Source organism: Streptomyces sp. GL_148, from assembly GCF_057834205.1.
The window spans coordinates 8,561,539-8,574,941 of the sequence record NZ_CM174396.1 but is presented as its reverse complement, the minus strand read 5'-3'; the positions used below and the strand labels follow the sequence as shown (position 1 = coordinate 8,574,941).

Annotated in this window: 10 protein-coding genes; 5 read left to right on the top strand and 5 right to left on the bottom strand. The window is 70.6% G+C overall.

All coding sequences use genetic code 11. From position 1 onward, the window contains the following. Positions 1–41: 41 nt before the first annotated feature. Together AC3IYI_RS38605 and AC3IYI_RS38600 are read right to left on the bottom strand one after the other, a co-directional pair. A complete protein-coding gene (locus AC3IYI_RS38605; protein WP_489408092.1) occupies positions 42–446 on the bottom strand; it encodes an aggregation-promoting factor C-terminal-like domain-containing protein in 405 nt (134 codons plus the stop codon). A 739-nt stretch (positions 447–1,185) separates the two neighbouring features. Next, positions 1,186–3,828 (bottom strand): SpoIIE family protein phosphatase, encoded by a 2,643-nt coding sequence (locus AC3IYI_RS38600; protein ID WP_489408091.1) that lies wholly within the window; start codon positions 3,826–3,828, stop codon positions 1,186–1,188. A 282-nt stretch (positions 3,829–4,110) separates the two neighbouring features. On the opposite strand from AC3IYI_RS38600, the gene AC3IYI_RS38595 reads away from it, so the two are divergent. From AC3IYI_RS38595 to AC3IYI_RS38580, 4 genes are all read left to right on the top strand, one after another. After that, a complete protein-coding gene (locus tag AC3IYI_RS38595) occupies positions 4,111–6,486 on the top strand; it encodes a bifunctional serine/threonine-protein kinase/ABC transporter substrate-binding protein (protein ID WP_489408090.1) in 2,376 nt (791 codons plus the stop codon). 102 nt (positions 6,487–6,588) lie between these two features. Next, a complete protein-coding gene (locus AC3IYI_RS38590) occupies positions 6,589–7,092 on the top strand; it encodes a DUF4265 domain-containing protein (protein ID WP_489408089.1) in 504 nt (167 codons plus the stop codon). Between the two features lie 192 nt (positions 7,093–7,284). Beyond that, the gene (locus tag AC3IYI_RS38585; RefSeq protein WP_489408088.1) at positions 7,285–7,833 is read left to right on the top strand and encodes a hypothetical protein; all 549 of its coding nucleotides are present in this window, start codon (positions 7,285–7,287) and stop codon (positions 7,831–7,833) included. Between the two features lie 120 nt (positions 7,834–7,953). Then, positions 7,954–8,475: a hypothetical protein gene (locus tag AC3IYI_RS38580; RefSeq protein ID WP_489408087.1), complete on the top strand. Its 522-nt coding sequence runs from the start codon at positions 7,954–7,956 to the stop codon at positions 8,473–8,475. A gap of 577 nt (positions 8,476–9,052) precedes the next feature. Here the strand turns inward: AC3IYI_RS38580 and AC3IYI_RS38575 are convergent. From AC3IYI_RS38575 to AC3IYI_RS38565, 3 genes are all read right to left on the bottom strand, one after another. Beyond that, entirely contained in the window at positions 9,053–10,186 is a 1,134-nt protein-coding gene (locus AC3IYI_RS38575; RefSeq protein ID WP_489408086.1) for a tyrosine-type recombinase/integrase, read from the bottom strand. Between the two features lie 266 nt (positions 10,187–10,452). Next, positions 10,453–11,823 carry a carbohydrate-binding protein gene (locus tag AC3IYI_RS38570; RefSeq protein ID WP_489408085.1) on the bottom strand — a complete coding sequence of 457 codons (1,371 nt, stop codon included), beginning with the start codon at positions 11,821–11,823 and terminating at the stop codon, positions 10,453–10,455. Between the two features lie 211 nt (positions 11,824–12,034). Further along, positions 12,035–12,976, bottom strand: a complete 942-nt coding sequence (locus AC3IYI_RS38565) for a LysR family transcriptional regulator (protein WP_489408084.1) — start codon at positions 12,974–12,976, stop codon at positions 12,035–12,037. A gap of 166 nt (positions 12,977–13,142) precedes the next feature. On the opposite strand from AC3IYI_RS38565, the gene AC3IYI_RS38560 reads away from it, so the two are divergent. Beyond that, positions 13,143–13,304 carry a carbohydrate-binding protein gene (locus AC3IYI_RS38560; RefSeq protein WP_243337014.1) on the top strand — a complete coding sequence of 54 codons (162 nt, stop codon included), beginning with the start codon at positions 13,143–13,145 and terminating at the stop codon, positions 13,302–13,304. Positions 13,305–13,403 lie beyond the last annotated feature (99 nt).

The window sequence follows — 13,403 nt, the reverse complement described above, 5'->3', positions numbered from 1 at the left end:
GAGCGTTGTCGTGTTCCGTGTTCCGTGGTCCGCTGGTGGGTTTAGTACCAGTGGCGGTTCTGCCAGAAGCTCCAGGCGCCCTCGGGGCTGCCGTAGCGGGAGTTCATGTAGTCCAGGCCCCACTTGATCTGGGTGGCCGGGTTGGTCTTCCAGTCCGAGCCCGCCGAGGCCATCTTCGAGGCCGGCAGGGCCTGGACCAGGCCGTAGGCGCCCGAGGAGGAGTTCGTGGCGGTGTGGTCCCAGCCGCTCTCCCTCGAGACGATGTTGTTGAACGCCGCGAACTGGCCCGGGTCCTTGATCATCTGCTGGGCGATCGCCTTGGCACTCATCGGGGCGGCCTGCGCCGGAACCGCGGCCAGCATGGAACCGGCGACTCCCAGAGCGAGGACGGTACCCGCGAGGGCCTTCTTCGAAGCGGCGATGCGGCGGATGACGGAGTGGGACACGGACGGGCCTTTCGACGGGGACAAGGGCGGTCGCAAGCACGCCGGAGGCGTGCGTGAGCCACTCACGCGAAGGAGAGGGGTTCGTCGGCGGAAGCGGGAGAACCGGGTCCGGGGATGAGCCCGGGGGATCTCCGTCCGCCTTGCGACTCATCCAGTTCTACGGGGGTAGAACGCGCCTGGCAACGACCCCTCTTACTAGTGGCCCTCGCAGCCGGGGCGCAACGGCCCCCCTCGGCGCGGGTGGGTATCACCCCTGGTGGGGGCCCGTGTGCGGGGGCGGGTAGGGGACGTTCAAGGACTACTATCCCGCCTCGTATGTGACCTAGGTCCTGTGGGGCGGGTCACCGCCGGGAGCCCCGGATCTCACCCTCCGTGACTACCCGTACCCCTTTCAGGGGAGGCGGACAGACGAAACGGCCCCCGGATCCAAGGCCACAGGCGCATCGAAGGCTGTCATTCGCGCGGCCGACCGCAGCGCCGGCCGAACGCGCCGGTGCAGCGCGCAGACCGTGGCGAGTGGGCACGGGCATCGGCTGCCCGGTCAGTGTTCGCCGCGGCCGCCCGCAATGCTCACGCCGGTGGGGGGCCAGCTCCCATGATCGATGAAATGTGCCACGGAGGCCGACGGGTGGTCTGGCCCGGGGAACGGTGGGCGGCGCGGTCTGCGGGTTTGTCACAGCCCGGACCGCGCAGAAAGGGCGCCCGGTGAGGGAACGGTGTCGCGCTGTCCGGGTGTGAATCAGAGGGGTTCCAGGTCGAGGAAGGCCGCGAGGGGCGGTTCGCCTGTGCCCGGAGTGTCGGGGAGGGCCAGTTCCGCCCAGATGACTTTGCCGCCGGGCGTGTAGCGGGTGCCCCAGTGGTCGCTGAGCTGCGCCACCAGGAACAGGCCGCGCCCTCCCTCGTCCGTGGTGGCGGCGTACCGCGCGTGCGGGGCAGTGTTGCTGCCGTCCCATACCTCGCAGGTCAGAGTGCGGGCGTGCAGCAGACGTACCCGGACCGGCGCGCTGCCGTGCCGCAGGGCGTTGGTGACCAGTTCGCTGAGGATCAGTTCGGTGGCGAAGCCGAGCTCTGACAGGCCCCATTCCTCGAGCTGCTTCACCGCGATGCTCCGCATCGCGGCCACCGCACTCGGCTGGAACGGCATGTCCCACTCCGTGACCCGGTCCGGGCCGAGGGTCCGTGTCCGCGCGATGAGCAGCGCCACGTCGTCGGTCGGACGGGCCGGCAGGAGGAGATCGAGTACGGCCCGGCAGCTCTCCGCGGGGTCCCGTTCCGGATGGCTCAGCGCCCCGCGGAGCAGCTCCAGCCCCTCGCTGATGTCCCGGGTCCGCTCCTCGATCAGTCCGTCCGTGTACAGGACGAGCTGGCTGCCTTCGGCCAGGTACAGCTCCGCGGTTTCGAACGGAATGCCGCCCAGCCCCAGCGGGGGCCCGGCCGGCAGGTCCACGATCTCCGTCGTGCCGTCGGGAGCGACCACGAGGGGTGGCAGGTGCCCTGCCCGCGCCATGGTGCAGCGCTGGGACACCGGGTCGTATACGGCGTACAGGCAGGTCGCGCCCAGTACGCCGCCGTCCAGGTCGTCGGCCGCCCCGTCGCGGTCGATGCGCTGCACGAGGTCGTCCAGGCGGGCGAGGATCTCGTCGGGCGGCAGGTCGAGGGTGGAGAAGTTGTGCACCGCCGTGCGCAGACGCCCCATGGTGGCCGCGGCGTGCAGTCCGTGCCCGACGACGTCTCCCACGACCAGCGCGACCCGGCTGCCCGGCAGGGGGATCACGTCGAACCAGTCGCCGCCCACTCCGGACTGGGCGGGCAGGTAGAAGTGAGCCACGTCCACCGCGCTCTGCTCGGGCAGGGCGCGCGGCAGCAGGCTGCGCTGGAGGGTCTCGGCGAGGGCGTGTTCACGGGTGTAGCGGCGGGCGTTGTCCATGCTGACCGCCGCCCGGGCGACGAGCTCCTCGGCCAGTGACAGCTCGTCCTCGTCGAAGGGCTCCGGCTTCTGCGAGCGCCAGAAGTTGACCACGCCGAGTACGACGCCCCGTGCCCTGAGCGGGGCCACGATGAGCGAGTGGATCCCGTAATCGACGATGGCCCGGGCTCGCGGCGGGTCCTGGGCGTGCCAGCCCGGCGCGTCGGCCAGGTCGGGCACCAGCTCGGCTTCGCCGGTGCCGTAGCCGCGCGCCTGAGGGGTGGACGGGAGGAAGTCGATCAGCCATCCGCGGGGGTAGAGGGGGTGGTCGGAGCGGATGCCGCTGACCGCCGTGCGCCGCATGTCCGCGCCGGGGCCGGGTTCGTCGCCGTCGAGCACCGAGTCGGCCAGGTCGACCGTGACGAAGTCCGCGAACCGGGGCACGGCGACGGCGGCGAGTTCCTCGGCCGTCCGCACCACGTCCAGGCTCGTTCCGACGTCGACTCCCGCTTCGTACAGCAGCTTGAGCCGTCTGCGGGCCGTGTCCGCCCGGCTCGTCAAGACCTGCATCTCGGTGGAGTCCCGGATGGTGACCACGGCGCCCTCCCGCCGGCCACCGGGGTGGGTGGGCCGCTGGTTGACCACGAGCAGCCGGTCGCCCGTTTCGAGCACCTCGTCGGTGGCCACGCGGCCAGACAGCAGGAGGTCCGCCATGCGGCGGTCCAGGCCGGGCACGTTCCCGACGCTGCGTCCCTCGGCGTCCTCCGGCAGGCCGAGGAGCCGTTTGGCCTCGTCGTTGGCCAGCCGTAGCCGCCCGTCGCCGTCAGTGATGAGAACCCCTTCGCGGACGGCGTGGAGCACCGCGTCGTGGTGCTCGTACATGCGGGTCATCTCCTGCGTACCGAGCCCGTGGGTCTGCCGGCGCAGCCGCCGGCTGATCAGGGCCGTGCCGCCGGTGGCCAGGGCCAGGCCGGTCGCGATGGCCAGGAGGATGACCGGGAGCTGACGGTCGACGACACCGCTCACGTTCTTCACCGTCAGGCCCGCCGAGACCAGTGCGACGACCCGGCCGTCGGCCGCGGTGACCGGCACCACGGCCTGGATCTCCTTGCCGAGCGGACCCTGCACGCTCTCGGTGTGGACGTGTCCGGCGAGCGAGGGCTCGATCGTGCCGACGAACCTCTTTCCGATGCGGTCCGGCTGGGGATGGCTGTACCGGATGCCGTTGGTGTCCATCACCACGATGAAGTCCACGCCGGCGGCCTTGCGCGTCGTCTCGGCGAGGGGTTGCAGGAGGGCGGACGGGTCGGACGTCTTGAGCGCGTCCTGCAGGCCCAGGGAGTGGGCGAAGGTCTGCGCGACGGATACCGACCGGTTGCGTGCCTCCCGGTCACTGTCGTGCCGCGACTGGAGCAGGAGGGACAGCAGGGCTCCGGCGGCGAGCAACACCACGATCGCCACCTGAAGGACGAACACCTGTCCGGCGACGCTTCGCAGTCTGTTGCCTAGGAGTGACCGCACCGACACGCCTGGCACGAGTGGCAAGGAAGGGTCACGCACCCAGTTGTAGCACCTCTGGGCGTCCGTGGCCCCTGGGCGCGCGCCATTCACGCCCCGGCATTCACGCCCTGGCCCGGCCACGGGGGGCCCGTACCGCGCGTTCCGCCCCGGCTGCCTCAACGTGCCCACCCGGACGGGGCCCGGGATCCGGCCATGGTTCCGTCACCCGACCGGTCCTACAGGTCCTAGAGTGTGCGCGTGACCGAGCAGAAGTCCGAACTCATCGCCGGCCGCTACCAGCTCGTCGAGGCCATCGGCCAGGGCGGCATGGGCCGGGTCTGGCGCGGCGTCGACCAGCAGCTTTTCGGACGCGAGGTCGCCATCAAGGAGATCCTCTTCCCGGCGGGGCTGGACGACGGCGACCGCGCGACGCTGCTCAGGCGTTTCACCGGCGAGGCCCGCGCGGCGGTCACTCTCAGCCATCCCGGGATCATCACCATCCACGACGTGGTCGAGCACCACGGTGCCCCCGTCATCGTCATGGAGTTCATCCGGGGGCAGTCCCTCGCCGCGGCCATCCGCGAGCAGGGCCGGCTGCCCGTGCAGCGGGTGGCGGAAATAGGGGCCGCCCTACTCGGCGCGCTCGCCGAAGCTCATGGCGCGCGGATCATCCACCGTGACATCAAGCCGGACAATGTGCTCCTGGCCAAGGACCGCGTCGTACTCACCGACTTCGGCATCGCCCACCTGGCGGACGCCACGACCAAGCTCAGCCGGAGCGGGACCGTCATCGGCACCCCGCACTACATGCCCCCGGAGCAGCTGGAGGGCAAGCGGCCGACCCCCGCGAACGACTTGTGGGCGCTCGGCGCCACCCTCTACCACGCCATCGAGGGACGCCCGCCGTTCGAGGCCGACGGGCTCCACGCCCTTGCCGTGGCCGTCTTCACCCGCCCGCACCGGCCGCCGACCCACGCCGGCCTGCTGGCCCCTGTACTGGACGCGCTCCTGACAAAGGATCCGGCGCGACGTATCGGCGCCGCCGAGGCCGCCGAGCTGCTGGCATCGGCGCTGCGCTCCTCCCGGTCCCGGGCGGAAACGACCGCGGAGTCCGTCCCTCGCGAGTCCGTACCCGCGACCCTCCCGGAGGCGGCGACGGAGCACGCTCCGACCCCGGCCGAGCGGGAAGCGGAGCTGCCGCCCCCGTCTCCCCTGCCGACGCCCACGGCCGAGGAACCGGCGCATACGCCCGATGCCCTCCGCCGGCCCGTACCGGAGCGGCCGAGCACTCCGCCCGTGGCCGTGCCCCCGGCCGAAGATCTGATCTCGCTCGGCTGGTCGGACCAGCGGGGGCGCGACGAGGGTGCGTCCACCCGACGGCGCGCCCTCACGCGGCGCTCCGCCGTTGTGGGGATCGCCATGGTCACGCTCGCAGCCGGCTCCGTTCTGACGTGGCAGTTGACCCGTGACAACTCGCCCGGCGGCGGAACGACCGGAGGCGGCTCCTCGGCCTCCACCGTCACGGTGGTCATCGGGGTGGACGCACCGCTCAGCGGCGACCTGTCGGCCATGGGGGTCGGCATGAAGAACTCCGCCGACCTGGCGGCCAGGACCTCCAACCGCACCGGGCACGTACCCGGCGTGAACTTCGAGATCAAGGCTCTGGACGACGAGGGCAGTCCCGCCAAGGGCGGGCCGAACGCCACGCAGTTCATCGACGACGCGAAAGTGCTCGCCATGGTCGGGCCCCTCACCTCCGGGGTCGCCAAGACCATGGCGGAACCGCTCGGACGGGCGAACCTCGTCAACGTGTCACCGGCCAACACCGACCCCGTGCTGACACTGGGCGCCCACTGGGCCAAGGGCTCCAGGTCCCGCCCGTACAAGACCTACTTCCGGACCGTCGGCACGGACGTCGACCAGGGGCCGTTCGCCGCCCGGTACCTCCACGGCGAGGCCGGGAAGAGGAAGCTCTACCTCATCGACGACGGCAGCGCCTACAGCAGCAGCCTCACGTCCGGGTTCAGTACGGCGTTCACGAAGCTCGGCGGAACCGTCGTCGGTACGGACCTCATCGATCCCGCGCAGGACGACTTCTCCTACCTGGCCCCCCAGATCCGGGCCTCCGGCGCCGATGCCGTGTACTTCGGCGGCTACTACGACGCCGCCGGGCCGCTCTCCGCGCAGCTCAAGCAGGCGGGCGTGACCGTCCCCCTGATGGGCGGCGACGGCATCTTCGACCAGCAGTTCCTCGCTACGAACACGAAGGCCGAGGGCGACCTCGCCACGGGCATCGGTGTTCCTGCCGAGGACCTGGCAAAGGGACGGGACTTCCTCAAGCAGTACCAGGAGGCGGGGTACCCGGAGGCGGCCGGTTCGTACGGCCCCTACGCGTACGACGCGGCCTGGGCCGTCATCGAGGCGGTGAAGGCCCTGGTGGAGGCCCATGGCGGGGCCCTCCCCGCGGACGCCCGGGCGAAGATGCCGCAGGCCGTGTCGGGGCTGGCGTTCGACGGAGTCACCGGGCGCGTGGCCTTCGACGAGTACGGCGACACGGTCAACCGCCGACTGACGGTGTACGCGGTGAAGGGCGGTAGCTGGACGACCGTGAAGAGCGGTCCCGCTGCCCCCTGATCCGTCCCGGACGCGGCCGCAGCCTACGGAGGCGCTTTTCCGGACTAAGGACAGGCGGACCTGCGTTCGATGCGTGAAGGCGAGTGCGCGATCATCTGGACCGTGACCTCTGTGACTCCATCCGAGCCCGTCGCTGCTGCGAGCAATCGGATCAAGGTGTGGTTCCGGTTTGTGCCGCGTGAAGGCTGGCTTCCCCATGACACTGAGGGGCTGTGGGCAACGCGGCTGAGCGCCGATACCGCCCGGGTGGAGAACATCCCCTTCCTGCAGAACGGGGTGGCCGAAGGCGAGATCGTGCGGTTCGTGACGGATGCCGACGGTCTCCACTGGTCGAAGGAGCGGGTGGAGGCGTCGGGCAACTGCACCATCCGAGTCCTGCCCGTTCCCTCCGGTCCGCTGGGGCGAAGCGCTCGGGCTGTGCACGAGCGGCTGTCGCCGTTCGGCCTGGGCGGTGAGGTCTTCAGCGAGGATTTCCCGTTGGTCGCCTTCACCGTGCCGGCCGATGCAGACCTTGGTGGGATCAAGGCGTTGCTCGTGCGCGGCCAGGAGGCCGGGTGGTGGCACTTCGAGGTTGGCTGTGCCACCGACGCATGGCGCGACGCGTAGTCCAATGTGGACGGGCAGGCCGCCGGTGACTGCTTCGGTCGCGAACATCCTTCGGAAGTCGTGCGGGGTGTAGCGCAGTGGCTCCCCGACCTGGTCGCGCAGCCCGGTGGCCTCCAGGGTCCGGTCGAGCGCACGCTTGATGCCGGCCTCGCTCATGACCTGCGGTTGCCAGTAGGGCCGCCGCTGGAATAGATGAGGCAGCTGGGGGCCTGTGACGCGCTCGTGCGAGTCGTAACGGGAGATCAGTGGGACCTTTCCGCCGTTGGCGTCGCGCAGGCGCTTGATGATCGTGGCCAGAACGCTGGCGAGTTCGGGGCTGACCAGCAGCAACCGTTCCTCGTTGCTCTTGGAGGGAACGATCTGGAGCAGCGGGACGACTTCGCCGGTGTCCGGAAGCTTGTAGGAAACCAGGGCGAGGTGAGTGAGCTCCGTCAGTTCCTCGGCCCGGACGCCGGTGTGCCGCAGCGTTTCGATGATCGCCCAGGCCCAGAAGGCGTCGCCCTCCACAAGGCTCTGGTTGATCCGGCGCCCGGTGCTGCCGACTTCCTTGATGAAGATGTGCCGCGAACCGTGATCGAGTCGGCTGGGCACTTGATTCACCTTGGGAAGGACCCGCAGGTATCGCGTCCCATCGTGCTCGAAGACTGCGTCGAAAGGAGCGACGCGGGCTGCCTCCAGCAGCGCGCAGGCCTCGCGGTGCACGCGCTCCGCTGTCTCCAGCAGCACGGGAAGGTGCGGTAGCCGCTCGCGGACCCGCTGGTGCATCCGTGCCGTGGCCTGCTTGTAGATCTTGTGATTCCCGGCGCCGTCGCCCCGGGTGATCGGGCTCGGCACTGCCCACTGAGCCCAGAACGGATCCTCGTGCGCCCACTCCTGGACGTCGAGGTAGAAGCCGCGCACGCGCATCATGACGTCGATGCGGGACCGGCGTTCTTTGACCTCTCCACTCTTGTGGACATAGGTGACCAGTCGTTCCTTCCAACCGTCAACGACCTCGTCGGGCAGCGGGAGGGTGTCGATTCCGGGGTGGTGTGCCTCGATGTCCGCCCAGAACACGCCGGCGAGTTCGCGTACCAGTCCACGGAAGGTGCCGTAGTCGATTCCAGGGCGGCGCTCATCAAGGTAGCGGACGATCAGGTTGCGGACCTGCGTGGACTGGATGTTGTAGGCGTCGACCAGCTCGGCCGTGGGCCGCTGGCCGTGCCGGAGCGCGTCCTTGAGGGTGTCCTTCGACTTGATGACCCCCGCTCCTCGCAGCAGGTCCCACGCGCTGTGGGTGCCCACATATGCCTCGCCGGTCTCCCGTCGCCCGACGGCCCGCAGGTAAAAGACGTCCTCAGCGGTCAGCTGGTCGAGGTCCCGGCCCGTGTGCAAGATCATTGAGGAGATGACCCGCAGGCCCTCGTCGATGTGCCGGGGTGTCATGCCGACCTCTGCCCCGGACTCACGCATCCGCTCCAGCTGCCCGGCAGGGAACATCTCCTGGACGTCCTTGAACAGCCGCATCGCCTTGTAGCCGCGCAGGAAGACGTAGCGCGGGAGGACCACCCGGCTGACGAGCAGGCTGTTGAGCCCCATCATGAGCTCGTTGCGCTTGGACTCCGCGCAGCGCGCGTCGCCCTCATTCAGGGCAAGGATCGGTTCCTTGCCCCGGAAGGCCCCGGCCGCCAGCCACCGGCCCTGCCACCCGTCTCCGGGGAAGGTCATCAGCCAGTCGAGGATCTTGCTGGCCCCAACGAGCCTGATCGTTCCGGGCCACATGCCGCGGCTGTAGGTTCTCTGCGGCCAGAGAGGCGAGGACGGCAGCAGTGCCAGGACGCCTCGTCGCGGCTCAGGTGGTCGTGCGGACCGATTCGGTCCTTGTCTGCTTTGAGGTCGTGCTCCACGAACAGCGGCTTCGGCGGCGTGGGGCCGGTTCCGGCCCGGCGGACGGAGTTGGCGCGGCGGCTTCCCTGTCGAGTCACGACTGGCCACCTCCGAACAGCACGGCCAGGTCGCTCGCCTCGTAACCGGTCGCGGCGGCGGCCGGTGTGGGGTGTTTCGCTCGTTCCTCGCGATCGGCCAGATACTCCTGGACTCGGGCGATGACCTGCGCTTCCTCCTCCACCAGGTACACGTCGGCGGTAGTGCTCAGGTTGGCGTGACCAAGGATGGTCTGCACATCCCGCAGCGAGAGCTGCTTGTCTCGGGACATTCGTAGCGCGGCGGTATGGCGCAGATCGTGCATCGACCAGTTAGTGCCCAACAGGGCGTTGGTCCGACGGAAGACTGCCCGTAGGGCCTCGTAGTTCATGGGCTGGTAGGCGAGTCCTTCGCCGTGATCACGGCGGCGTAGTGTCCACCACAAGGGCGCCTGCGGGTCCAGCGGTGGTCCCTCGCTCTGGTAGAGCCGCAGCCAGATGAACGCCTCCGGGCTGGAGGGCAGCCACTGCTCGGCTTGGGATCCCTTGCGTTCGACGCGTACCAGCTGGTCTCCCCAGTCGACGTCGACGCCGCGTACTCCGAGCAGTTCGGAGGCTCGGGCGGCGTTGCTGATTCCGAGGGCGAGGATCGCCCGGTCCCGGTTGGACCGCAGGGCCGTGAACAGCTCGTTCCACCGTTCGTCCGGCATCTGCCGGGGCCGGCGCCGCGGGACCTTGGGGTTGTAGCGCAGCCGTCCCTCGCCGCCGTAGGCATCGAGCGGGTTGTGATGGGCGTGCGGTCGCCGCTTCACGCTGCGGGCGAGCGGAACCGGGTTGACTAGCGGGCCGCTGCCCGATTCGATCCAGAACTCGTAGAAGCTGCGGAGCACGGCGTTGCTGTGCCGGATAGTGCGCGGTTTGTAGGAGTCGTCCAGGTACGGCTTCATCGTGATCGTGTTCGTCGTCCCGGCGGTCGCCGCCGAGTGCGTCCGTGCCGACGTCCGCGGCTTGGTCGCGACCCGCAGCCACAGGACGAGGTCACGGACCTCAGCCGACGTGGCCCGGTCCCACTCGACCTGGACCACCCGAAGCCAGCGCCACCAGCGCAGAAGGTCGAAGGCGTAGCTGCGGACGCTGCCCGGCCGGTTGTCCCGAGCGACGAAGTCGACCAGGAACCTTCTGATCGGCTCCACCGCTCTGCCCTCCTCATCGAAGACCAACCAGGGCACCGCCCTTGCACCTTTGGCTACCCGCCCCCAGCGCGGCAGGCGAATCAACTGGATGTCACGAGATGCTGCGTCCAACTCCGTCGCGCTCCTTCGTCATGCGGATGCACAACGAGTAACGGTTAGACCAGGCAGGTGATGTGCACATCGGCGGCGCGTCGGCCCGTAGTCCGGTCAACGCCTCCGTGGCTCCCCCCTTGGCAGCCACGGCGCCTCCTGTCCTGCCGAGCGGCCTACAGCCGCTGCCAGAGCGCCGGGACCACCGGCGGCTCCCAGCCCGTCTGGGCCTGGTGGCCCTGGATGCAGCGGTAGCTCGCGCCGCCGTAGGTGACGGTGGCGCCGGCCGCGTAGACGGAGCCGGCCTTCCAGGTGCCGCCGGGCTCGGGGTCACCCGGGCCGGGGCCCGGGCCCGGGTCGTTTCCGGTGACCTTGAGGGTCAGGCCGTAGGAGGACAGGATCGGGTTCAGCGGCTGGAAGAAGGTGGTCCCGCCGCTGGAGCAGTTGCCGGAGCCGCCCGAGGTCACGCCCTGGGCCTGGCTCCCGGAGATGTAGGAGCCGCCGGAGTCACCGGGCTCGGCGCAGACCGTCGTACGGGTGACGCCGGAAATGGTGCCCTCTGGGTAGGTGACGCTGGTGTTGTGCTGCTGGATGGTCCCGCAGTGCCAGCCGGTGGTCGATCCGGAGCGGCACACCGAGGCCCCGACGGGTTGCAGCACCGAGCCGGTGACCTGCACGTTCGTCCCGCCGCTGCCCTTGACGTAGGGGGTGGAGGACCAGTTTGCGTTCGCCGCCACCCAGGCCATGTCGTTGCCGGGGAAGACGGAGGCCTGGAAGGACCCCTGGGCGACCTGGTTGAAGCCGCTGGTGGTGGTCCCGGCCCGCCCGCAGTGCCCGGCGGTGGCGAAGCCGTTCACCGTGCCCTTGGTGATCGGGAATCCCACCGAGCAGCGGCCGCTGCCGTTCATGTAGTACGCGTCCCCGCCGCGCAGGTCGTACAGCGGGCGCGGGGCCTCGGCGCTACGGACCACCGTGACCAGTGCCGGGTCGGTCCCGGTGGCCGCCAGCAGGCCGGCCGCGGCTCCGGGCCGGGTCTCCTCGACGACCAGGGTGTTGCCGCGCGGGTCGACGTAGCGGACCGGGGTGCCGGCGGTGGCGGCCCGGTCCAGCGCGGCCTTCGCGGTGTCCAGGTCGGCCAGGGAGCGGCTGACCAGCTTCGCCCGGGCCCCGGTGGCGCGTATCGCAGCGGTGTCGGCGGCCCGGGTGGTGGCCACGGTCAGGGTCCCGGCGTCGGCGCCGTCCAGCCAGGCTCCGGCGAAGGCCGCGCCGAGCCGGGCCTGCAGCCGGGCGGCGGTGGCCCCCGCCTCGGCCTCGTGGGCCAGGCGGGCCTTGGCCTGTGTGGGGGTCAGGCCGAGGTCGCGCTGCATGGCGGTGAGCAGCTCGGGAGGAGCGTCGGCGGTGCGCAGGGTGGCGGAGGCCGACTTCTGCGGGCGCGCGGTGTCGGTGGAGTCCGCGGGGGCGGCGGTGGCAACGGCTCCGGTGGCGGCCAGCAGTAGCCCGGCGGCCGCCAGGGCGGTACACGCCGCGCGGGCGTGTCGCTTGAGCATGGGGGATCTCCTCGGTTCAGTGGGGGTCAGCGACACCGTAGGAATCCCAACGCTCCTGCGGGAGATGCCTGTTGGCCCCTCCCCTGGTGTTATGGCCGCGCGGCGGAGGCCTCCGCCGCGCGGCCGGCGGGCAGCCGGGGGGCCTTCATCGGGGCCGTCCCGCAGGATGAGGGCTCCGCGCCTTGCGCCTCCGCGCCCGGCCCCGTCCGGCCTACGCCCGTTCCGCCAGTGCCGCCGCGACTGCGGCTGCGGAAGATCGGGCCAGCGCCTCCGTGTGGGCGTCCCGGGCGTGCTTCAGCACCGCTGCCGCCCGGGCGGCGGCCCGCGCCGCCGGATGCCAGCCGAGCAGGTGCCTCCACACCAGCGGGCTCCCGGCGAGCGGCCGGGTCACGAGCCCGGGGGTCACGGGGAACGTCGCCCGGCACAGGCCCACGGCCCGCCCGACCTGTACGAGGTGCACACACGAAGCCGTGTCCGTCTCGTACACGCACGCCGGGGTGAACCCGGCGCGCACGCACGCCGCCGCGAAGCAGTCCCCGAAGCACCCGTCGCCGGGTACGTCGGCCCAGGCCTCGGCGGCCAGCTCCGCGAGCTCGATCCGCGGCCGCCGCGCCAGCGGGTGGTCCTCGGCCAGCATCACGTGCACCGGGTCCCGTGCCACCTCCATCCACGCGAGCCGCCCCGGCTCCGGCGGGGCGCTCTCCCCGCACACCCCGACCAGGGCGAAGTCCAGCCTGCCGGCGGCCACGCCCCCGGCGACCTCCCGTTCCGACCACGAGGTGTACGTGGTCACCGGTACACCGGGCTCCTGCCGGATGATCCGGTCCACGAGCCCGCCCAGCAGCGGCCCGTGCGTTCCCCCGAGCCGGTAGCCGACCGTGCCCTGCCGGGCGAAGCGCACCGCCTCTTCCTGAAGCTCGCACACGGCCGGCAGCACCACGCGGGCCCGTTCCAGCACCAGCTCCCCGAGCGCGGTGGCTCGTACGCCGTCCCGCCCCCGGACGAAGAGCGGCCCGTCCAGCGCCCGCTCGATCCGCTTGAGCTGGGTGCTCAGAGCGGGCTGCGCAATCCCCAGCACGGTGGCCGCGCGGGTCAGGCTGCCGGCGTCGGCGACGGCTCTGACGATCTTGAGGTGCCTCAACTCCAGATCCATGCCCTGAGCTTGGTCCAGACCTGCGGGCCTGCGCTACGGGCCCGCGCTACGGGTCTGCCGCATCCGGAATCCACCGGCCGACAAGATCGGGTGTCTTCCCTGCTCAGGAGGGTGCGATGCTTCATGCACGCCGGCAGTGAGCCGGCTCGATGAAAGGCGGCGTCACATGGCAGCAGGATTCTCGGAGTGGAAAGTCAACCGACAGTACGCGGAGAACGACCGCGTCGTTCATTTCGGCAGGCAGTACCGGTGCCTGGTGACGCACAAATCCAATTCCGCGAGCAATCCGGCGACGACCGTCAAGATGTGGCAGCCCTACGCCGGTTGAGCGGCCTGCTCGCAGCCCGCGGTGAGCTGGACGATGGCCAATTGGAAGCGCTCTCAGCCGTCGGCCCGTCCCGGCGCTAGGCTGTAGACGATCCGGCGA